Genomic DNA, 18153 nt, shown 5'->3' with positions numbered 1-18153 from the left:
GAGCCCCGGCCGAAGCCAGGGCGGTTACCGCGGTGCAGGGGGCTAAGCCCCTGCGCCACAATTACTTTTCCAGACCTGCGGGCGGCCAGTTCTCGAGCTTCATGCCGAGGGTCAGGCCACGCGAGGCGAGGACTTCCTTGATCTCGTTGAGCGACTTGCGACCCAGGTTCGGGGTCTTCAGCAGCTCGTTCTCGGTACGCTGGATCAGGTCGCCGATGTAGTAGATGTTCTCGGCCTTCAGGCAGTTGGCCGAACGCACCGTCAGCTCCAGGTCGTCGACCGGACGCAGCAGGATCGGATCGATCTGCGGCGTGCGGCTCGAAGCAGCCTCGGCTGCCGACTCGGTGCCTTCCAGCGCGGCGAACACGGACAGCTGGTCGACCAGGATGCGGGCCGACTGGCGGATCGCTTCCTCGGGCGAGATCACGCCGTCGGTTTCGATGTTCATCACCAGCTTGTCCAGGTCGGTACGCTGCTCGACGCGAGCGGACTCAACGGCGTACGACACGCGGCGCACCGGCGAGAACGAGGCGTCCAGCACGATGCGGCCGATGACCTTGCCCGACTCGTCGCCAAACTTGCGCACGTTGCCCGGCACATAGCCACGGCCCTGCTCGACCTTGATCTGCATGTCCAGCTTGCCGCCGGCCGACAGATGGGCGATCACGTGGTTCGGGTTGATGATCTCGACGTCGTGCGGCAGCTCGATATCGGCAGCCGTGACTACGCCTTCGCCATCCTTGCGCAGCGACACCGTGACTTCATCACGGTTGTGCAGCTTGAACACCACGCCCTTCAGGTTGAGCAGCAGGTTGACGACGTCTTCCTGCACGCCGTCGATGGTGGAATACTCGTGGACCACCCCAGCGATCGTGACTTCGGTCGGGGCATAGCCGACCATCGACGACAGCAGCACGCGACGCAGGGCGTTACCGAGCGTATGGCCGTAGCCGCGCTCGAACGGCTCCATCACGACTTTGGCGTGATGGTCGCCCAGAGGCTCGACGGCGATGATTTTTGGCTTGAGGAGTGCTGTTTGCATTAGGTTGTCCTTTTCAATACCCTCGGCTCGTTACACCGATAAGGCTGACGTTTGGAACCTGAAAATTCCCATCGCAACGATGGGCGAAGCCCGACCGCGCGTAGCGCGCGTCGGGCTGAAAGAGAAGCTTTGCGGAGAACGCAAGCGCTGCGCCATCTGCTCGCGGATTAACGCGAGTACAGTTCGACGATCAGGCTTTCGTTGATGTCACCGGAAATATCGGCGCGATCCGGAACTTGCTTGAAGGTGCCTTCGAACTTCTTGGAATCAACGGCAACCCAGGTCGGGAAGCCCGACTGCTCGGCCAGCGACAGCGCTTCGGCGATACGGACTTGCTTCTTCGACTGCTCGCGGATGGTAATGACGTCGCCCGACTTGATCTGGGCCGACGGCACGTTCAGGGTCTGGCCGTTCACCAGGATCGCCTTGTGCGAAACCAGCTGGCGCGCTTCAGCGCGGGTCGAGCCGAAGCCCATGCGGTACACCACGTTGTCCAGGCGCGATTCCAGCAGTTGCAGCAGGTTTTCGCCGGTGTTGCCCTTGCGGCGGTCGGCTTCTGCGAAGTAGCGGCGGAACTGGCGCTCGAGCACGCCGTAGATGCGCTTGACCTTCTGCTTTTCACGCAGCTGGTTGCCGTAATCGGAGGTGCGGGCACCCGAGGTGCGGCCGTGCTGGCCCGGCTTGCTGTCCAGCTTGCACTTGTCGGCGAGCGAGCGACGCGAGCTCTTCAGGAACAGGTCGGTGCCTTCACGGCGGGAAAGTTTGGCCTTCGGGCCGGTATAACGTGCCACGTTGTCTTCCTTTGGTCTATCACGGCGCCTTCTTGACGCGCCGCGAGTCCGTCAACGCAGTGCCTCCCAGAACACTGGGAAGACCGTGACGGACGGTGGGCTTATGAAGCGCGTCCTGGCCGGATGTGGCCGGGTGCGACGCTGAAAGCATTTACAGTACATCGACCACCGGATGTGCTTTATGCGACATCCCGTCGATGCAAAACGAAAACCTGCCGCATCAAATGCAGCAGGTCAACGCGCGATACTACCATATCCGAAACCGGCAGGTAAACCCGCCGGGCCCGGACAACGCCAGCGCTTAGATGCGGCGGCGCTTCGGCGGACGGCAGCCGTTATGCGGAATCGGCGTGACGTCTTCGATGATCGCGATCTTGATGCCCAGCGCGTTCAGCGCGCGGACAGCCGACTCACGGCCAGGGCCGGGGCCCTTGATGCGCACTTCCAGGTTCTTGATGCCCTGGTCTTGCGCCACGCGGCCGGCGTTTTCGGCAGCAACCTGGGCAGCGAACGGGGTCGACTTACGCGAACCCTTGAAGCCCTGGCCACCGGCGGTCGCCCACGACAGAGCATTGCCCTGACGGTCGGTGATCGTGATGATGGTGTTGTTGAACGAGGCGTGGACGTGCGCAATGCCGTCGGCAACGTTCTTCTTTACCTTCTTACGCGCGCGAGCGGCGTTATTCGGACCTTTTGCCATTAGTTTCTTCCTCTGCCTTCGGCTTTACTTCTTCAGAGCCACGCCGGCCTTGCGCGGACCCTTGCGGGTACGGGCGTTGGTACGGGTACGCTGACCGCGCATGGGCAGGCCCTTGCGGTGACGCATGCCACGATAGCAACCAAGGTCCATCAGACGCTTGATGTTCATCGTGGTTTCACGACGCAGGTCACCCTCGACCGTGACCTTGCCCACTTCGTCACGAAGCTTTTCCAGGTCGGCGTCGGTCAGATCCTTGACCTTCTTGTCAAACGGTACACCGGTGGCCTCGCAAATCTTGCGAGCGCGCGAGCGGCCGACACCATAAATGGCCGTCAGGCCGATTTCGGTGTGCTTGTGGTTCGGGATGTTAACCCCTGCGATACGTGCCATTCGTCAATCCTCTTTCCGATTAGCCTTGGCGTTGCTTGTGGCGGGGATCCGACGAGCAGATCACGCGCACGACACCGTTGCGCTTGATGATTTTGCAGTTGCGGCAAATGCGCTTAACAGAAGCCAGCACTTTCATAATTTTCCTCTTCCTTCAATTCCTGTTCGCTCACTTCGTCCGGAAGACGATTCGTGCGCGCGACAGATCATATGGGGTCAGCTCGACCGTCACCTTGTCACCCGGAAGGATCCGGATGTAGTGCATTCTCATCTTGCCGGAGATATGCCCCAGGACTACATGGCCATTCTCCAGCTTGACTCGGAACGTCGCATTGGGCAGGTTTTCCAGGACCTCGCCCTGCATCTGGATGACGTCGTCTTTAGCCATACCTAGCCTGTACCGATCCGAAGTCAGCGCAAGGTCAGATTGCCCTTGAAATTCGCCTTCTTCAGCAGCGACTCATACTGCTGCGACATGACATAGGACTGAACCTGAGCCATGAAGTCCATCGTGACGACCACGATGATCAGCAGGGAGGTTCCGCCGAAATAGAACGGAACGTTCCAGCGCAGCACCAGGAATTCCGGCAACAGGCAGACCAGTGTGATGTAGATCGCACCAGCCAGCGTCAAACGCACCAGGATCTTGTCGATATAGCGCGTCGTCTGCTCGCCCGGACGAATGCCCGGAATGAAGGCACCGCTTTTCTTCAGGTTGTCTGCCACTTCACGGCTGTTGTAGACCAGGGCCGTGTAGAAGAAGCAGAAAAATACAATCGCAGCAGCGTACAGCAGGATGTAGACCGGCTGGCCCGGCGACAGCGTGGCAGCCAGGTCCTTGATGAACCCACCCACCGAGCCGGTCGCGTCAGACGTGAACCAGCCCGCGATCGTTGCCGGGAACAGGATGATCGACGATGCGAAGATCGGCGGAATCACCCCTGCCATGTTCAGCTTCAGCGGCAGGTGCGACGACTGGCCGCCATACACCTTGTTGCCGACCTGACGCTTGGCATAGTTCACCAGGATCTTGCGCTGGCCCCGCTCGACGAACACCACGGCGAAGGTCACACCGATCACGATCGCCACGATGAAGATCGCCGCGATGATGCTCATGGAACCCGTGCGGACCAGTTCGAACAGTCCGCCGATCGCGTTGGGCAGGCCCGCCGCGATACCGCCGAAGATGATGATCGAGATGCCGTTGCCGAGACCCCGCTCGGTGATCTGCTCACCCAGCCACATCAGGAACATCGTGCCGGTCACCAGCGTGATCACCGCCGTGGCCCGGAACATCAGGCCAGGATCGAGCACCAGCCCAGGCTGCGACTCCAGCGCCACCGCAATCGACAGCGCCTGGAACGTGGCCAGGACCACGGTGCCGTAGCGCGTGTACTGCGTGATCTTGCGCTGGCCTGCCTGCCCTTCCTTCTTCAGCGACTCCAGCTGCGGCAGCACGATCGTCAGCAATTGCATGATGATCGACGCCGAGATGTACGGCATGATGCCGAGCGCGAAGACGGTAAAGCGCGACAGCGCCCCGCCCGAGAACAGGTTGAACATCCCGAGGATGCCACCCGACTGACTCTGGAAAAGCTTCGCAAGCTGCTCCGGATCGATACCGGGCACCGGAATATGAGCGCCGATGCGGTACACGATCAGGGCCAGCACCAGGAACATCAACCGGCGCTTGAGGTCGCCGTACTTCGCCGTGTTCCTGGCTTGCGCGCTTGCATTGGGTTTCGCCGTGGCCAAACGATGCTCCGACTATAACTGCCTATGCTGCGATAAATGCCTTGTCAGGCTGCGATCTGGCCGCCGGCGGCTTCGATCGCGGCCTTGGCGCCAGCGGTGGCGCCCAGACCCTTGATCGTTACCTTGCGGGTCAGCTCGCCGGCCTTGATGACCTTGGCGCTCTTGACCAGGTCGCTGACCAGGCCAGCCTGCTTCAGAACCAGCAGGTCGACTTCGGCCGCTTCCAGGCGCTCGATGTCACGCAGCGTGACTTCGGCGGTGAACGCCTTGGTCAGCGAGGTGAAGCCGCGCTTCGGCAGGCGACGATACAGCGGCATCTGGCCGCCTTCGAAGCCCACCTTGTGGAAGCCGCCCGAACGCGACTTCTGACCCTTGTGACCGCGACCGGCGGTCTTGCCCAGGCCGGAGCCGATACCGCGGCCGACGCGACGCTTGGCGTGCTTCGAACCGGCAGCCGGTTTCAGGTTGTTCAGTTGCATCTTGCTCTCCAAGTCCCGATCAGGCCAGAACCTTGACCAGGTACGAGACCTTGTTGATCATGCCGCGCACGGCGGGCGTGTCCTGCAGCTCCGACACCGAGTTGATGCGGCGCAGGCCCAGGCCACGCACGGTGGCGCGATGATCCTCGCGCGTGCCGATCAGGCTGCGCACGAGTTGCACTTTTACGGTTTTCTGCGACATTGCGTTCACCTTAACCCAGGATGTCTTCGACCGACTTGCCACGCTTCGCGGCGATTTCGCTCGGCGTGCTCATCTTCTGAAGGCCGTCCAGCGTGGCGCGAACCATGTTGTACGGGTTGGTGGAGCCGTGCGACTTGGTCACCACGTTGGTGACGCCCATCACTTCGAAGATCGCGCGCATCGGGCCGCCGGCGATCACGCCGGTACCTTCCTTGGCGGGCATCATCAGCACCTTGGCGGCGCCGTGCTTGCCAACGACTTCGTGTTGCAGCGTGCCGTTCTTCAGCGAGACCTTGACCATCTTGCGACGGGCTTCGTCCATTGCCTTCTGAACAGCAACCGGCACTTCCTTGGCCTTGCCCTTGCCCATGCCGATGCGGCCATCGCCGTCACCAACCACGGTCAGCGCTGCGAAACCGAGAATCCGGCCACCCTTCACCACCTTGGTGACACGGTTGACCGAGATCATCTTCTCGCGGAGGCCGTCGTCGCGTTCGTCCTGTTGGACTTTTGCTTGCATCTTTGCCATGACGTATCTCTCTCTATGCGCTTAGAACTTCAGGCCGGCTTCGCGGGCGGCGTCTGCCAGGGCCTTCACGCGGCCATGGAAACGGAAGCCGGCGCGATCGAACGCGACGGTTTCCACGCCGGCAGCCTTCGCCTTCTCGGCGATGCGCTTGCCAACCACGGTGGCGGCAGCGGCGGTAGCGCCCTTGCCATCCAGTTCCTTGCGCACTTCCACCTCGGCGGTCGACGCGGAAGCCAGCACCTTGGTGCCGCACTCCGAGAAAACCTGGGCGTAAATATGCGAATTCGTACGGAACACGGTCAGACGATTGACTTTCATCTCCGCGATCTTGGCGCGGGTCTGACGTGCACGGCGCAAACGAGCGTCTTTCTTGTTCATCATTGCACCCCTTACTTCTTCTTGGTTTCCTTCAGGATGACGCGCTCGTCGCTGTAACGCACACCCTTGCCCTTGTAGGGCTCGGGCGGACGGTACGCGCGGACTTCCGCGGCAACCTGACCGACTTTCTGCTTGTCCGCACCCTTGATGATGATCTCGGTCTGCGTGGGCGTTGCCGCCGTCACGCCTTCCGGCATCTCATGGATCACGTCGTGCGAGAAACCAAGCTGGAGCTTCAGCGCAGCGCCTTGCAGCTGGGCACGGTAGCCCACGCCAACGAGGTTCAGCTTGCGCTCGAAACCGGTGGTCACGCCCTTGACCATGTTCGCCACCAGGGCGCGCATGGTGCCTTGCAGGGCGTTTGCTTCACGCGACTCGTCAGCCGGCGAGAAGGTCAGCGTGTCATTCTCGACATTGACCTTGACCAAGCTGTGAATCGGCAGCGACAGCGTACCCAGCGGACCCTTCACGGAGAGCACGCCAGCAGCCACGTTCACTTCCGCGCCCTTGGGGAGCGCGATGGGAGCCTTACCTACACGGGACATGGTTCTCTCCTTAAGCGACGTAGCAGAGAACTTCGCCGCCCACGCCGGTGGCGCGAGCCTTGCGGTCGGTCATCAGACCCTGCGGGGTCGAGATGATCGCCACACCCAGGCCGTTCATCACTTGCGGAATGTCGCTGCGGCCCTTGTACACGCGCAGGCCGGGCTTCGAGACGCGCTCGATGCGCTCGATCACCGGACGGCCGGCGTAGTACTTCAGGCCGATGCTCAGTTGTGCCTTGCCGCCATCTTCCTGGACGGCGTAGTCGTCGATGTAGCCTTCGTCCTTCAGGACCTTGGCGATTGCCACTTTCAGCTTCGACGACGGCATGACAACCGACGCCTTCTGCACGCCCTGGGCGTTGCGGATGCGCGTCAGCATATCGGCGATAGGATCGCTCATGCTCATACTGTTTCTCCTGTAGCCTGTGCGTAATTACCAGCTGGCTTTCGTCAGACCCGGGATTTCGCCCTTGAAGGCGATTTCGCGGATCTTGTTACGCGCCAGGCCAAACTTGCGGAAGGTACCGCGGGGACGACCGGTGATCGCGCAGCGGTTGCGCTGGCGAGTCGGGTTCGCGTTGCGCGGGAGCTGTTGCAGCTCGAGACGCGCGCTGTAACGCTCTTCTTCCGACTTCTCTTGGTCGTCGATAATGGCCTTGAGGTTGGCGCGCTTGGCGGCGTACTTCGCCACCAGCTTGGCGCGCTTCTTCTCACGTTCAATCAGAGCCAGTTTAGCCACGGTTACCCCTTAATTGCGGAACGGGAACTTGAACGCACCGAGGAGTGCCTTGGCTTCCTCGTCGTTCTTTGCCGTCGTCGTGATGCTGATGTTCAGACCACGCAGTGCGTCGATCTTGTCGTACTCGATTTCGGGGAAAATGATCTGCTCTTTCACACCGATGTTGTAGTTGCCACGACCGTCAAACGAACGGCCCGACACACCACGGAAGTCACGCACGCGCGGCAGGGCCACGGTGACGAAACGATCGAGGAATTCGAACATGCGCTCGCCGCGCAGGGTCACCATCGCACCGATGGGGTAGCCCTGGCGGATCTTGAAGCCGGCGATGGCCTTCTTGGCCTTCGTCACGACCGGCTTCTGACCGGCGATCTTGGTCAGGTCGCCGACGGCGTTTTCAATGATCTTCTTGTCATTGATCGCTTCGCCAAGGCCCATGTTCAGGGTGATCTTGGTGATGCGCGGCACTTCCATGACCGACTTGTAGCCGAACTGTTCGATCAGCTTCGGCACAACCTGTTCTTTGTAAAACTCTTGCAGACGTGCTGCCATGCTCAACTCCTAAACGTGCCCAGAATCAAGCTGCCACGACGGCGCCGGTGGTCTTCAGCACGCGCACGCGCTTGCCGTCTTCCACCTTGATGCCGACGCGCGACGGCTTGCCATTGGCATCCACGAGCGCAACGTTGGAAATATGCAGCGGCATGACCTTGTCAACCACGCCACCGGTGGTGCCCAGCATCGGGTTCGGGCGCGCATGCTTCTTGGCGATGTTCACGCCTTGCACCGCAACCTTGTCACCGAGCACGGCCTGCACGGTACCGCGCTTGCCCTTGTCCTTGCCGGTCAGGACGATGACTTCATCGCCTTTGCGAATCTTGTTCATGTCGGCTCCTTACAGCACTTCCGGAGCGAGCGACACGATCTTCATGAAGCGCTCGGTACGGAGTTCACGAGTCACCGGCCCGAAAATACGGGTGCCGATCGGCTCGAGCTTGTTGTTCAGCAGGACGGCGGCATTGCCGTCGAACTTGATCAGCGAACCGTCAGCGCGGCGCACGCCCTTGGCGGTACGCACGACGACGGCGTTGTAGATGTCGCCCTTCTTCACGCGACCGCGCGGCGCTGCGTCCTTGACGGTCACCTTGATGATGTCGCCAACGCTTGCGTAGCGGCGCTTGGAGCCACCCAGCACCTTGATGCACAGCACTTCGCGCGCACCAGTGTTATCGGCCACTTCGAGCCGGCTTTCTGTCTGAATCATGGTGTTTGTCTTCCCAACTTAATCCGCCAGGTGCCATAGCGCCCGTCGGTCAGTCTTGGTCCCGTCGGTTCCGGCCTTGCGCCAGCACCGTATGGGTTGATCAACTTTGAAGTCGGTAGGAACCTGGCAATCCCGACAGATCGTCGAGGCCGCCTGGCCCTGGCTCGCTCAACAGGCCCGCCCGGGTGGTACTGCTAAGGCGAACGCAATAAAGCGGAAGTCCAGGATTATAGCCACATAATCCTGGACTTGCAAGTCAAGCTAAGAACGTGTTGTTCTTAGATGACGCGTGCAGCCTCTACCAGCCGGGAAACCACCCAGGACTTGGTCCGCGACAGCGGACGGCCTTCCTGGATTTCGACCTTGTCGCCTTCCTTGTACTGGTTGGCTTCGTCGTGTGCGTGGTACTTCTTGGAACGCAGCACGTACTTGCCGTACAGGGGATGCTTGACGCGGTTTTCCACCAAGACCGTAACGGTCTTGTCCATCTTGTCGCTCACGACACGGCCGACCAGGGTGCGGCGAAGCGACTTTTCCGTTTGTGCAGCTTCAGTCATTTCGCGTTCGCCTTTTCAGTCAGCACGGTTTGCACGCGCGCGATGTCCTTGCGAACCTTCTTCAGCTGGCTGGTGTTCTGCAGCTGTTGGGTTGCCTTTTGCATGCGCAGGCTAAATTGGGCCTTCAGCAGCTCGGAGAGCTCCTGGTTCAGGCCTGCGGCGTCCTTGCCGCGAAGTTCGGATGCTTTCATCCCTGCTCTCCTTACGTCCCGACCTGGCGCACCACGAAATTGGTGGCGATCGGCAGCTTGGCCGCCGCAAGGCGGAACGCCTCACGCGCCAGCTCTTCGCTCACGCCATCCATTTCGTACAGCATCTTGCCCGGCTGGATTTCAGCCACGTAGTATTCCGGATTGCCCTTGCCGTTACCCATACGGACTTCAGCGGGCTTCTTCGAGATCGGCTTGTCCGGGAAGATCCGGATCCAGATGCGGCCGCCACGCTTGATGTGACGGGTCATCGCACGACGTGCCGACTCGATCTGACGAGCCGTCAGACGGCCACGGCCCATGGCCTTCAGGCCGAATTCGCCGAAAGACACGGCGTTACCACGGGTAGCCTTACCCGTGTTGCGGCCTTTCTGCTCCTTGCGGTATTTTCTGCGCTTAGGTTGCAGCATCGTTATTCTCCACTCTTCCCATCTGCGCCAGGCGCAGCGCGACGACCGGCACCGGCACCGCCGCGGCGGTTGCCACCCGGACGGCCTTCGCCTTCACGGCGGCGACCTTCCGGACGACCCGGGCGACGACGACGGTCGTCTTGCGGCTCTTCCACCACCGGCGCTTCATTGCGGCCGAGGTGATCACCCTTGTAGACCCACACCTTGACACCGATGATGCCGTAGGTGGTTTCTGCTTCGGAGAAGCCGTAGTCGATGTCGGCGCGCAGGGTGTGCAGGGGCACACGGCCTTCGCGGTACCACTCGGTACGTGCGATTTCGATACCGTTCAGACGGCCGGCGCTCATGATCTTGATACCCTGGGCACCCAGGCGCATCGCGTTCTGCATGGCGCGCTTCATGGCGCGGCGGAACATGATGCGGCGCTCGAGCTGCTGGGTGATCGAGTCGGCGATCAGCTGAGCATCGGTTTCCGGCTTGCGGATTTCCTCGATGTTCACGTGCACGGGCACGCCCATGCGACGCTGCAGTTCGGCCTTCAGCAGTTCGATGTCCTCACCCTTCTTGCCGATCACCACGCCCGGACGCGAGCTGTAAATGGTGATACGGGCATTGCGGGCGGGGCGCTCGATGACGACGCGGCCAACCGATGCGTTCTTCAGCTTCTTCTTCAGGAAGTCGCGAACTTCGATGTCTTCCTTCAGCATGCCGGCGAACTTCGTGTTGCTGGCGTACCAGCGCGAAGCCCAGTTACGGCTGACAGCCAGACGGAAGCCAGTCGGATGAATCTTCTGTCCCATCGTGACTCCTTAGTTGCCGAGCGTCACAGTGATGTGACAGGTTTGTTTCTCGATGCGGTTGCCGCGGCCCTTCGCCCGTGCGGTGAAGCGCTTGAGCGAGGTTGCCTTGTCGACGTAGATCGATTTGACCTTCAGTTCGTCGATGTCGGCGCCTTCGTTGTGCTCAGCGTTGGCGATGGCCGATTCGACCACCTTCTTCACGATCCCGGCAGCCTTTTTCGGGCTGAACGTCAGGACATTGAGCGCGCGCTCGATCGGCAGACCACGGATCTGGTCAGCGACCAGGCGCGTCTTCTGGGCGGAGATGCGGGCACCGCGATGAATCGCTTTCACTTCCATGATGGCACCTTACCTCTTCGCTTTCTTGTCAGCCGCGTGGCCCTTGAACGTGCGGGTGATCGCAAATTCGCCGAGCTTGTGGCCAACCATGTTTTCCGTCACGTACACCGGCACGTGTTGACGGCCGTTGTGCACGGCGATCGTCAGGCCAATGAACTCCGGCAGAATGGTCGAGCGGCGCGACCAAGTCTTGATGGGCTTCTTGTCCTTGCCGCTGACTGCAACTTCCACCTTCTTCAGCAGGTGGGCGTCGCAGAACGGACCCTTTTTAGCGGAACGAGTCATATCTTTAGCTCCTACCTACCGATTAACGCTTGTGGCGCTTCTGGACGATCATGCTGTCCGTGCGCTTGTTGCTGCGGGTGCGGTAGCCCTTGGTCGGGGTACCCCACGGCGACACCGGATCGCGGCCAGCAGCGGTCTTGCCCTCGCCACCACCGTGCGGGTGGTCGACCGGGTTCATCACAACGCCGCGCACCGTCGGGCGGATACCGCGCCAGCGGGTCGCACCGGCCTTGCCGATGACGCGCAGGCTGTGCTCTTCGTTGCCAACTTCACCGACGGTGGCACGGCACTCGATGTGCACGCGGCGCACTTCGCCGGAGCGCAGGCGAACCTGGGCGTACAGGCCTTCACGGGCCAGCAGCACAGCGGAACCGCCTGCAGCGCGAGCGATCTGGGCGCCCTTGCCCGGCAGCATTTCCACGTTGTTGATCGTGGTACCGACCGGAATGTTGCGGATCGGCAGGTTGTTGCCAGCCTTGATCGGCGCTTCCGAGCCATTCAGCAGCGATTGGCCGGCAACCATGCCCTTGGTGGCGATGATGTAGCGGCGCTCGCCGTCGGCGAACACGACCAGCGCGATGTTGGCGCTGCGGTTCGGATCGTATTCCAGGCGCTCGACCTTGGCGGGGATGCCGTCCTTGTCGTTGCGCTTGAAGTCGACCACGCGGTAGTGGTGCTTATGACCACCGCCCTTGTGGCGGGTGGTGATATGACCATTGTTGTTACGGCCCGACTTCTGGAATTGCTTTTCCAGCAGCGGAGCGTGCGGGGCGCCCTTGTGAAGGTCCTTGTTGACCACCTTCACCATCGAGCGACGACCCGGGGAAGTCGGCTTGGTCTTGACGAGTGCCATGATTACTTGGCCTCCGCTTCAAAATTGATTTCCTGACCCGGCTTCAGCGACACGTAAGCTTTCTTCACGTGGTTGCGACGGCCCATGAAACGGCCGAAGCGCTTTTGCTTGCCCTTCTGGTTCAGGATCTGAACGGACTGCACCTCGACCTTGAACAGCAGTTCGACGGCGGCCTTCACTTCTGCCTTGTTGGCATCGCGGGCGACTTCGAACACGACCTGTTCATTCTTGTCGGCGACCAGGGTTGCCTTTTCGGAAACCACCGGCGCGAGCAGCACCTGCATCAAACGATGATCGTTCTTGGCTACTTGCGTCATTTCAGCAACTCCTCGATCTGCGCGACAGCCGCCTTGGTCACCAGCACCTTCTTGTAGTGCACGAGCGACAGCGGGTCAGCCTGGCGCGGCTCGACAACTGCCACGTGCGGCAGGTTGCGCGAAGCCAGGTAGAGGTTTTCGTCGAGGCTGTCGGTGATGATCAGCACCGAGTCCAGGCCCATGGCCTTGAACTTGTCGGCCAAGAGCTTGGTCTTGGGCGCGTCGACAGTGAAACCGTCCACCACATTGATACGGCCTTCACGTGCGAGCTGCGAGTAAATCGAGCGCATGCCGGCACGGAACATCTTCTTGTTGACCTTCTGGCTGAAGTTCTCTTCCGGCGAATTCGGGAAGATACGGCCACCCCCGCGCCACAGCGGCGACGAGGACATACCGGCACGGGCGCGACCCGTACCCTTCTGGCGCCACGGCTTCTTGGTCGTGTGCTTGACCTCTTCACGATCCTTCTGCTTACGGTTACCGCTGCGAGCGTTGGCCTGGTAAGCGACGACGATCTGGTGAACGAGGGCTTCGTTGTAGTCACGGCCGAACACTTCGGGCGAAGCGGCAACGCCTGCGCCGATCTGGCCATTGTCCTGGAGGAGCTTGAGTTCCATTACATGCGCTCCTTAAGCTTTGGCTTTGGCTTTGGCCTTGACGGCCGGGGTAACGATGACCTTGCCGTTCTTGGAGCCGGGGATGGCGCCCTTGACCAGCAGCAGCTTGCGCTCTGCGTCGATCTTGGCGATCTCCAGGTTCTGCACGGTGCGGGTGACATCGCCCAGGTGACCGGTCATGCGCTTGCCCGGGAACACGCGGCCCGGATCCTGCGCCATACCGATCGAGCCCGGCACGTTGTGCGAGCGCGAGTTACCGTGGGTGGCACGGCCGGAGGCGAAGTGGTAGCGCTTGATGGTACCGGCGTAGCCCTTACCGATGGTCACGCCCTGCACGTCGATCTTCTGACCGACTTCGAACAGGTCGACCGACAGCGAACCGCCAGCTTGCAGTTCGGCAGCCTTGGCTGCGTCGATACGGAATTCGCGGATGATTTCGCCGGCTTCCACGCCGGCTTTGGCGAGGTGACCCGCCAGCGGCTTGGTGACGCGGCTTGCGCGTCGTGCGCCGAAGGTGACTTGAACCGCGGTGTAACCGTCGGTCTCGTCCGTCTTGATTTGCGTCACGCGGTTGTCGCCGACCTCGACCACGGTCACGGGAATCGCTTCACCGTCGTCCGTGAAAATACGGGTCATGCCAACCTTGCGACCTACAAGGCCAAGGCTCATGGTTTGCTCCATTCCCAGCTGCGATTGGCCGGGGCTGATTGATACACGAAAACTGTGCTTGCGCTGTGCGCGAATGGGCTGCGCTAAAGAGGACTGCGCCTGGCCAAAACGGCCAACCCACTACCCGGAGACACGGGTAGCCTTATACTATAACCCCTCCATAAGGAAAGGGCAATAAGCAATTGCGATTTGCCGAGGGGTGTTGCACGCAGGATTCAGGCAGATGTGCGCAAAAGCTGGCACGAAGGCGGCGCGGCGGGCGGCACGCGCCGCCCGCCGGCACGCGCAGGTCAGGCCGCGACCCGCACAAACCCCCCGCCGTAGAAGACCAGCGGCTCGCCCTCCTCCGCCGCGATCGACTCCACCGCGCCCACGATCAGCAGGTGGTCGCCGACGGGGTCGGCGCGTTCGACGCGGCACGCGAGCGTGGCGAGCGCCTCGTCAAGGTAGGGCACGCCCTGGCCGCAGCGTGTATGGCGCACGCCGGCGAACTTGTCCGCCGCCGGGGTGGCGAAGCGGCGCGCCAGGTCGCCGTGCCCCGCGCGCAGGATGCTGACGCCGAACGGCCGGCCTGGCTCGAACAGCCCGGCATTGGGCGAGTGCGACGCCAGGCTCCACAGGATCAGCGGCGGCGCCAGCGACAGCGACGCGAACGAGTTGACGGTGATGCCGACCGGGCGCTGCTGCGCCGTACAGGCACCGATGACCGCCACGCCCGTCGCGTAGCGGCCGCAAACCCGGCGCAGCTCGCGCGGATCGAGCAGGGGCGCGGCATGACTGGTGGTGTCCATGTCAGGCAGCCTGCGGCAGATGGTGGTCGATCAGCTGGTGGCAGGCCTGCGGGTCCATCCACCACGGGAAGTAGTCTGGCGGGTTGTCGAAGCCGTTGGCGATGCGCGCCGCCAGCGCCGGCGCCTGCCCCGCCGCGCCCAGCAGCGCCAGGATATGGGGCGGCGGCGGAGTCAGCAGCGAGTTGGTCCAGGCCACCACATCGCCGGCGTAGTGCCAGTAGCGGGCGAAGGTCTGCTCCATCCAGTCACGGTCGAACGGCCGCTCGCCATGGTCGAGGATGGCGTCGAGGTAGACCTTGCAGCATTTGGCGGCATTGTTGGAGCCTTGCCCGGTGATCGGGTCGTTGACGACCACGGCATCGGCCATGCCGAATACCAGCCGGCCCGAAGGCAGCGTCAACACCGGCTTGCGCACCGTCGGCGCGAAGCGGCCCGACAGGATGCCGTTGTCGTCGGTCAGCGCCACATGCTCGCAGCGCCCGGCTTCCCACGGCGCATAGGTGCGCAGGATGCGCAGGCTTTCCGCGAGGTGCTGCTCGGGCGTGCGCGCCTCGGCCCAGCGATCCATTGGACCGCCAGGAATGCCCTCGAACACCATGATCTCGCACGGCCCCGACAGCGTCAGCGCCGGGAAGACGAAGTATTCGCCGACGCCCGGGATCAGGTTGAAGCAAACCCGCGAGAACGGTTCGCGCGGCACCATGCCGGTCACGTAGGTCAGCGCCAGGGCGCGTTGCGGCTTGTCGAACGGGCTGCGCTGCGCATCGCGTTCGAAGCGGCTGACGATCTCGCCCTTGCCGGCAGCGAGCAGCACCAGGTCGTGGTCGCGCGCCAGGTCTTCCAGCTCGTCCACGCCGACATCGACGATGCGAAGGTCGCCGCCACGCTCGGCGAAGGCTTCCATCCACGCCGGCATCTTCAGCCGCTGGTCGACCGCCTGCGCCGGCCGGTCCAGCGGCGCGGCCCAGTCGATGACCTTTGCACCGGGCTGCTCGGGATGCGGCACGGCCAGCCCGATGCCCTCGACCGGCGGGCAGGTGTCGTCCCACCAGTTGAGGCCGAGATCACGCTCGGTCTGCAAGGCGCGGTCGAACATGCACTGGCTCGACATGACCTTGCCGGCGCGGACCTGATCCGGCGTGCGGTTGGACAGCAGCGTGACCTGGTAGCCGGCCGCCTGCAGCCCGAGGGCCATTTGCAGGCCGGACTGCCCGGCCCCGACGATGGCGATGCGTTGGCGCATGATGTTGTCTCCTGGTTTGGATGCGGGGATGGCGTCAGCCGGCCAGCTTGCCGATGGCCGGGACGTTCTGCTCCGGGCCCATGGCGCTGTAGCCACCGTCGACGGCGTAATCCGCGCCGGTCACGAAGCTGGCATGGTCGGAACACAGGAACAGCACCACCTGCGCGACCTCGTCGGGTTCGCCGACGCGGCCCAGCAGATGGAATGGGGCTGCAACGGCATCGGTACGGGCGCGGTTGCCGCCGCTGACCTCGTCCATCAGCCGGCACCAGGTCCAGCCGGGCGAGACCGAGTTCACGCGGATGCGGTCGGGCGCCAGGTCCATCGCCATGTTGCGCGTCAGCTGCGCGATGGCGGCCTTCGATACCGGATAGAGCCAGCGCCCGGTCTGCGCGACGTTGGCCGAGATGCTGGTGAAATTGACGATGGCGCCGCCGCCGCGCGCGCGCATCAGCGGCTGCACCGCCTGCGCCAGCATCACGCCGGACACGACGTTGACGTCGAGCGCCGCCAGCCAGTCGGCACGGCTGGAGCGGAAGCCGTCGTCGAGATAGGTGCAGGCGAGGTTGACCAGGAAGTCCACGCCGCCAAAGCGTTGCGCGACCTGGCTGACCGCATCGCGGACCTGCTCGTCCTGCGTGATGTCGGCCGCGATGTAGAGTGCGTCCTTGCCCAGCTCGGCGGCGACCCGCTCGCCGTTGGCGGCGTCGATATCGAAGATCGCCACGCGCGCGCCGGCCTCGACGAAGGCCCGCGCCACGCCCGCGCCGATCAGTGTGGCGCCGCCGGTGACGATGGCTACCTTGTCCTGCAATCCCTTCATTGTTGTCTCCTTGTTTGCCAGCGGTGTCCGGTACCGGGCGGGCCTCTGCGGGCCCACTCCGGGTTCAATGCTGCAACGCTCGCTACCTGCCCTCGCTCTCCTGCCAGCGCGCCATCAGCGTGTTCGACGGCAGCGTTTCATCGAGCAGCTTGCGCGCGGTCTCCACACCCGCCACCGGCAGACCCGCCGGATCGAGCTTGCCGATCTGCACCAGCACGCTGGCCTGGTCCCAGTAGATATGCTCGTGATAGAGCTTGTCGCCACGGAATTTGACGACGGCGATCAGCGGAATCTCCACGCGCCTTCCGGTGGGCGGCACACCCGGCAGCATCCAGTCGATCTCGCAGGTATGCGTGAAGCAGAACAGTAGTTCGTCGACGATCTGCGTGGCGCCGACCGTTCGCGACAGCGGGATCAGCGTAGTATCGGGCGGATTGCTGTGGACAAAGTGGTTCTGGTAGAAGCGCCGCAGCTGCGCGTAGCCGACGCCGCCGGTCATGGTCGGGATATGGTTCACATAAGGCTGCGGCACCATCGTCGCCATGGTGGCATCAACGTCGCGCGTGGCGAATTCATACTCGCAGTGCTTGTCCCACAGCGCGGAGAAATCGTAGTGCGGCCCCATCTCACGGCGCAGCGCGGCGATCGCGCGCTGGTGCGCCATCAGCGCGGAGGGCTTGTCGAAGTGCTCGCCGCCAGCGCGCGCAAAGGCGTGGTCGACACCGGGGTAGACATAGACCTCGATGTTGTCGCGCCCGGCGAGGGCTTCGCGGATCGCGGCCTGCGCCTGCGGTGGGCAGAAGCCGTCTTTCTCCGCGATATGCAGCACCAGGCGGCCCCGCACCTGGCCGGCTTCGCCCAGCGCGTGCTCGATGCCCACGCCGTAGTAGGCCACCGCGCAGGCCACGTCCGGCAGCCGGCACGCCGCAAGGTAAGCCAGCTTGCCGCCCAGACAGAAGCCCAGCACGCCAGTGTGGCCGTCGCATTCCGGGCGCGCCCGCAGCGTCTCCAGCGCCGCACCCACGTCCTGCACGCCCCTGGCTTCGTCGAACTGCTGGTAGAGGCCAAGCGCACGCTGGAAATCCTCGCCGCGATCAGTTAGCTCGATGCCGGGCGCGAGGCGCCAGAACAGGTCGGGAACCAGCACCGTGTAACCCTCTTCGGCGTAATAGTCGGCGACCTGCCGCATGGTGGCATTGACGCCGAAGATCTCCTGGCACAGCACGATTCCCGGACCCTTGCCTGTCGCGGGAACGGCGAGATAGCCGCTGAAACTGCCTTCGGGGGTCTGGATCTGGATGGTCTGGCCCATGGCCTGCTCTCCTTGTCGTAGTCTCTTGACGGTGTCCGCTGGCGCCGCCGTGCTGGCTTCCATGATGGTGGCTCCGCACCGCAGCAAACTAGCCGCCGGCTGCAGCGGCTATCCGAT

At 62.9% G+C, this 18153-nt stretch carries 31 protein-coding genes; all 31 read right to left on the bottom strand.

Annotated features, from left to right (window positions below):
- Positions 1 to 61 precede the first annotated feature (61 nt).
- Positions 62 to 1042, bottom strand: coding sequence for a DNA-directed RNA polymerase subunit alpha (locus J8I34_RS26475; RefSeq protein WP_010812374.1), 981 nt, complete (start codon positions 1040 to 1042; stop codon positions 62 to 64).
- 167 nt (positions 1043 to 1209) lie between these two features.
- Positions 1210 to 1833 carry a 30S ribosomal protein S4 gene (gene rpsD / locus J8I34_RS26470; RefSeq protein ID WP_029047591.1) on the bottom strand — a complete coding sequence of 208 codons (624 nt, stop codon included), beginning with the start codon at positions 1831 to 1833 and terminating at the stop codon, positions 1210 to 1212.
- 301 nt (positions 1834 to 2134) lie between these two features.
- On the bottom strand, positions 2135 to 2533 hold the full coding sequence (gene rpsK, locus J8I34_RS26465) for a 30S ribosomal protein S11 (protein WP_010812376.1): 399 nt from the start codon (positions 2531 to 2533) through the stop codon (positions 2135 to 2137).
- 24 nt (positions 2534 to 2557) lie between these two features.
- Positions 2558 to 2923 (bottom strand): 30S ribosomal protein S13, encoded by a 366-nt coding sequence (gene rpsM / locus J8I34_RS26460; protein WP_010812377.1) that lies wholly within the window; start codon positions 2921 to 2923, stop codon positions 2558 to 2560.
- A 19-nt stretch (positions 2924 to 2942) separates the two neighbouring features.
- Entirely contained in the window at positions 2943 to 3059 is a 117-nt protein-coding gene (rpmJ, locus tag J8I34_RS26455; protein ID WP_008642959.1) for a 50S ribosomal protein L36, read from the bottom strand.
- Between the two features lie 30 nt (positions 3060 to 3089).
- Positions 3090 to 3308 (bottom strand): translation initiation factor IF-1, encoded by a 219-nt coding sequence (gene infA / locus J8I34_RS26450; protein WP_029047590.1) that lies wholly within the window; start codon positions 3306 to 3308, stop codon positions 3090 to 3092.
- 23 nt (positions 3309 to 3331) lie between these two features.
- Positions 3332 to 4675 carry a preprotein translocase subunit SecY gene (gene secY / locus J8I34_RS26445; RefSeq protein ID WP_029047589.1) on the bottom strand — a complete coding sequence of 448 codons (1344 nt, stop codon included), beginning with the start codon at positions 4673 to 4675 and terminating at the stop codon, positions 3332 to 3334.
- Positions 4676 to 4719: 44 nt separating this feature from the next.
- Entirely contained in the window at positions 4720 to 5154 is a 435-nt protein-coding gene (gene rplO / locus J8I34_RS26440) for a 50S ribosomal protein L15 (protein ID WP_063241272.1), read from the bottom strand.
- A 19-nt stretch (positions 5155 to 5173) separates the two neighbouring features.
- Positions 5174 to 5356 carry a 50S ribosomal protein L30 gene (rpmD, locus tag J8I34_RS26435; protein WP_010812381.1) on the bottom strand — a complete coding sequence of 61 codons (183 nt, stop codon included), beginning with the start codon at positions 5354 to 5356 and terminating at the stop codon, positions 5174 to 5176.
- 10 nt (positions 5357 to 5366) lie between these two features.
- Positions 5367 to 5885 carry a 30S ribosomal protein S5 gene (rpsE, locus tag J8I34_RS26430; protein ID WP_011299302.1) on the bottom strand — a complete coding sequence of 173 codons (519 nt, stop codon included), beginning with the start codon at positions 5883 to 5885 and terminating at the stop codon, positions 5367 to 5369.
- Between the two features lie 21 nt (positions 5886 to 5906).
- Positions 5907 to 6263 carry a 50S ribosomal protein L18 gene (gene rplR / locus J8I34_RS26425; protein ID WP_010812382.1) on the bottom strand — a complete coding sequence of 119 codons (357 nt, stop codon included), beginning with the start codon at positions 6261 to 6263 and terminating at the stop codon, positions 5907 to 5909.
- An 11-nt stretch (positions 6264 to 6274) separates the two neighbouring features.
- A complete protein-coding gene (gene rplF / locus J8I34_RS26420) occupies positions 6275 to 6808 on the bottom strand; it encodes a 50S ribosomal protein L6 (RefSeq protein WP_209807359.1) in 534 nt (177 codons plus the stop codon).
- 10 nt (positions 6809 to 6818) lie between these two features.
- On the bottom strand, positions 6819 to 7214 hold the full coding sequence (gene rpsH / locus J8I34_RS26415) for a 30S ribosomal protein S8 (RefSeq protein WP_010812384.1): 396 nt from the start codon (positions 7212 to 7214) through the stop codon (positions 6819 to 6821).
- Between the two features lie 27 nt (positions 7215 to 7241).
- Positions 7242 to 7547 carry a 30S ribosomal protein S14 gene (rpsN, locus tag J8I34_RS26410; protein WP_010812385.1) on the bottom strand — a complete coding sequence of 102 codons (306 nt, stop codon included), beginning with the start codon at positions 7545 to 7547 and terminating at the stop codon, positions 7242 to 7244.
- Between the two features lie 9 nt (positions 7548 to 7556).
- The gene (gene rplE, locus J8I34_RS26405) at positions 7557 to 8099 is read right to left on the bottom strand and encodes a 50S ribosomal protein L5 (RefSeq protein WP_010812386.1); all 543 of its coding nucleotides are present in this window, start codon (positions 8097 to 8099) and stop codon (positions 7557 to 7559) included.
- Positions 8100 to 8124: 25 nt separating this feature from the next.
- Entirely contained in the window at positions 8125 to 8433 is a 309-nt protein-coding gene (gene rplX, locus J8I34_RS26400; RefSeq protein ID WP_010812387.1) for a 50S ribosomal protein L24, read from the bottom strand.
- Positions 8434 to 8442: 9 nt separating this feature from the next.
- A complete protein-coding gene (gene rplN / locus J8I34_RS26395; protein WP_010812388.1) occupies positions 8443 to 8811 on the bottom strand; it encodes a 50S ribosomal protein L14 in 369 nt (122 codons plus the stop codon).
- A gap of 278 nt (positions 8812 to 9089) precedes the next feature.
- Positions 9090 to 9368 carry a 30S ribosomal protein S17 gene (rpsQ, locus tag J8I34_RS26390; RefSeq protein WP_010812389.1) on the bottom strand — a complete coding sequence of 93 codons (279 nt, stop codon included), beginning with the start codon at positions 9366 to 9368 and terminating at the stop codon, positions 9090 to 9092.
- Positions 9365 to 9559: a 50S ribosomal protein L29 gene (gene rpmC, locus J8I34_RS26385; protein ID WP_008642937.1), complete on the bottom strand. Its 195-nt coding sequence runs from the start codon at positions 9557 to 9559 to the stop codon at positions 9365 to 9367. Before rpmC ends, rpsQ begins: the two co-directional genes overlap by 4 nt.
- 11 nt (positions 9560 to 9570) lie before the next feature.
- Complete coding sequence (gene rplP / locus J8I34_RS26380) at positions 9571 to 9987, bottom strand: 50S ribosomal protein L16 (RefSeq protein ID WP_006576240.1); 417 nt, start codon at positions 9985 to 9987, stop codon at positions 9571 to 9573.
- Positions 9988 to 9989: 2 nt separating this feature from the next.
- The gene (gene rpsC / locus J8I34_RS26375; protein WP_029047586.1) at positions 9990 to 10787 is read right to left on the bottom strand and encodes a 30S ribosomal protein S3; all 798 of its coding nucleotides are present in this window, start codon (positions 10785 to 10787) and stop codon (positions 9990 to 9992) included.
- A gap of 9 nt (positions 10788 to 10796) precedes the next feature.
- Positions 10797 to 11126 (bottom strand): 50S ribosomal protein L22, encoded by a 330-nt coding sequence (gene rplV, locus J8I34_RS26370; RefSeq protein ID WP_003271370.1) that lies wholly within the window; start codon positions 11124 to 11126, stop codon positions 10797 to 10799.
- Positions 11127 to 11135: 9 nt separating this feature from the next.
- The gene (gene rpsS, locus J8I34_RS26365) at positions 11136 to 11411 is read right to left on the bottom strand and encodes a 30S ribosomal protein S19 (RefSeq protein ID WP_029047585.1); all 276 of its coding nucleotides are present in this window, start codon (positions 11409 to 11411) and stop codon (positions 11136 to 11138) included.
- 22 nt (positions 11412 to 11433) lie between these two features.
- Positions 11434 to 12264 carry a 50S ribosomal protein L2 gene (gene rplB, locus J8I34_RS26360; protein WP_029047584.1) on the bottom strand — a complete coding sequence of 277 codons (831 nt, stop codon included), beginning with the start codon at positions 12262 to 12264 and terminating at the stop codon, positions 11434 to 11436.
- 2 nt (positions 12265 to 12266) lie between these two features.
- Positions 12267 to 12581, bottom strand: coding sequence for a 50S ribosomal protein L23 (gene rplW, locus J8I34_RS26355; RefSeq protein ID WP_006576245.1), 315 nt, complete (start codon positions 12579 to 12581; stop codon positions 12267 to 12269).
- On the bottom strand, positions 12578 to 13198 hold the full coding sequence (gene rplD / locus J8I34_RS26350) for a 50S ribosomal protein L4 (RefSeq protein ID WP_029047583.1): 621 nt from the start codon (positions 13196 to 13198) through the stop codon (positions 12578 to 12580). Before rplD ends, rplW begins: the two co-directional genes overlap by 4 nt.
- 12 nt (positions 13199 to 13210) lie before the next feature.
- Complete coding sequence (gene rplC / locus J8I34_RS26345) at positions 13211 to 13867, bottom strand: 50S ribosomal protein L3 (protein ID WP_209807358.1); 657 nt, start codon at positions 13865 to 13867, stop codon at positions 13211 to 13213.
- Positions 13868 to 14157: 290 nt separating this feature from the next.
- Entirely contained in the window at positions 14158 to 14658 is a 501-nt protein-coding gene (locus tag J8I34_RS26340; RefSeq protein ID WP_029047582.1) for a flavin reductase family protein, read from the bottom strand.
- A 1-nt stretch (position 14659) separates the two neighbouring features.
- Positions 14660 to 15901, bottom strand: a complete 1242-nt coding sequence (locus tag J8I34_RS26335; RefSeq protein WP_209807357.1) for a styrene monooxygenase/indole monooxygenase family protein — start codon at positions 15899 to 15901, stop codon at positions 14660 to 14662.
- Positions 15902 to 15935: 34 nt separating this feature from the next.
- Complete coding sequence (locus tag J8I34_RS26330; protein ID WP_209807356.1) at positions 15936 to 16724, bottom strand: SDR family oxidoreductase; 789 nt, start codon at positions 16722 to 16724, stop codon at positions 15936 to 15938.
- Positions 16725 to 16806: 82 nt separating this feature from the next.
- Positions 16807 to 18036 carry a dienelactone hydrolase family protein gene (locus tag J8I34_RS26325; protein WP_209807355.1) on the bottom strand — a complete coding sequence of 410 codons (1230 nt, stop codon included), beginning with the start codon at positions 18034 to 18036 and terminating at the stop codon, positions 16807 to 16809.
- Positions 18037 to 18153: the final 117 nt, after the last annotated feature.

Source organism: Cupriavidus phytohabitans, from assembly GCF_017815025.1.
In the GTDB taxonomy this organism is placed as follows: domain Bacteria; phylum Pseudomonadota; class Gammaproteobacteria; order Burkholderiales; family Burkholderiaceae; genus Cupriavidus.
This window is presented reverse-complemented; position numbering and strand designations above follow the sequence as displayed.

Bases quoted from the DNA above. Each gene is read 5' to 3' on its own strand.
- J8I34_RS26475 (WP_010812374.1), bottom strand. From the start codon at position 1,042: ATGCAAACAGCACTCCTCAAGCCAAAAATCATCGCCGTCGAGCCTCTG.
- rpsK (WP_010812376.1), bottom strand. From the start codon at position 2,533: ATGGCAAAAGGTCCGAATAACGCCGCTCGCGCGCGTAAGAAGGTAAAG.
- rpsM (WP_010812377.1), bottom strand. From the start codon at position 2,923: ATGGCACGTATCGCAGGGGTTAACATCCCGAACCACAAGCACACCGAA.
- rpmJ (WP_008642959.1), bottom strand. From the start codon at position 3,059: ATGAAAGTGCTGGCTTCTGTTAAGCGCATTTGCCGCAACTGCAAAATC.
- infA (WP_029047590.1), bottom strand. From the start codon at position 3,308: ATGGCTAAAGACGACGTCATCCAGATGCAGGGCGAGGTCCTGGAAAAC.
- rplO (WP_063241272.1), bottom strand. From the start codon at position 5,154: ATGCAACTGAACAACCTGAAACCGGCTGCCGGTTCGAAGCACGCCAAG.
- rpmD (WP_010812381.1), bottom strand. From the start codon at position 5,356: ATGTCGCAGAAAACCGTAAAAGTGCAACTCGTGCGCAGCCTGATCGGC.
- rpsE (WP_011299302.1), bottom strand. From the start codon at position 5,885: ATGGCAAAGATGCAAGCAAAAGTCCAACAGGACGAACGCGACGACGGC.
- rplR (WP_010812382.1), bottom strand. From the start codon at position 6,263: ATGAACAAGAAAGACGCTCGTTTGCGCCGTGCACGTCAGACCCGCGCC.
- rplF (WP_209807359.1), bottom strand. From the start codon at position 6,808: ATGTCCCGTGTAGGTAAGGCTCCCATCGCGCTCCCCAAGGGCGCGGAA.
- rpsH (WP_010812384.1), bottom strand. From the start codon at position 7,214: ATGAGCATGAGCGATCCTATCGCCGATATGCTGACGCGCATCCGCAAC.
- rplE (WP_010812386.1), bottom strand. From the start codon at position 8,099: ATGGCAGCACGTCTGCAAGAGTTTTACAAAGAACAGGTTGTGCCGAAG.
- rplX (WP_010812387.1), bottom strand. From the start codon at position 8,433: ATGAACAAGATTCGCAAAGGCGATGAAGTCATCGTCCTGACCGGCAAG.
- rplN (WP_010812388.1), bottom strand. From the start codon at position 8,811: ATGATTCAGACAGAAAGCCGGCTCGAAGTGGCCGATAACACTGGTGCG.
- rpsQ (WP_010812389.1), bottom strand. From the start codon at position 9,368: ATGACTGAAGCTGCACAAACGGAAAAGTCGCTTCGCCGCACCCTGGTC.
- rpmC (WP_008642937.1), bottom strand. From the start codon at position 9,559: ATGAAAGCATCCGAACTTCGCGGCAAGGACGCCGCAGGCCTGAACCAG.
- rplP (WP_006576240.1), bottom strand. From the start codon at position 9,987: ATGCTGCAACCTAAGCGCAGAAAATACCGCAAGGAGCAGAAAGGCCGC.
- rpsC (WP_029047586.1), bottom strand. From the start codon at position 10,787: ATGGGACAGAAGATTCATCCGACTGGCTTCCGTCTGGCTGTCAGCCGT.
- rplV (WP_003271370.1), bottom strand. From the start codon at position 11,126: ATGGAAGTGAAAGCGATTCATCGCGGTGCCCGCATCTCCGCCCAGAAG.
- rpsS (WP_029047585.1), bottom strand. From the start codon at position 11,411: ATGACTCGTTCCGCTAAAAAGGGTCCGTTCTGCGACGCCCACCTGCTG.
- rplB (WP_029047584.1), bottom strand. From the start codon at position 12,264: ATGGCACTCGTCAAGACCAAGCCGACTTCCCCGGGTCGTCGCTCGATG.
- rplW (WP_006576245.1), bottom strand. From the start codon at position 12,581: ATGACGCAAGTAGCCAAGAACGATCATCGTTTGATGCAGGTGCTGCTC.
- rplD (WP_029047583.1), bottom strand. From the start codon at position 13,198: ATGGAACTCAAGCTCCTCCAGGACAATGGCCAGATCGGCGCAGGCGTT.
- rplC (WP_209807358.1), bottom strand. From the start codon at position 13,867: ATGAGCCTTGGCCTTGTAGGTCGCAAGGTTGGCATGACCCGTATTTTC.
- J8I34_RS26340 (WP_029047582.1), bottom strand. From the start codon at position 14,658: ATGGACACCACCAGTCATGCCGCGCCCCTGCTCGATCCGCGCGAGCTG.
- J8I34_RS26335 (WP_209807357.1), bottom strand. From the start codon at position 15,901: ATGCGCCAACGCATCGCCATCGTCGGGGCCGGGCAGTCCGGCCTGCAA.
- J8I34_RS26330 (WP_209807356.1), bottom strand. From the start codon at position 16,724: ATGAAGGGATTGCAGGACAAGGTAGCCATCGTCACCGGCGGCGCCACA.
- J8I34_RS26325 (WP_209807355.1), bottom strand. From the start codon at position 18,036: ATGGGCCAGACCATCCAGATCCAGACCCCCGAAGGCAGTTTCAGCGGC.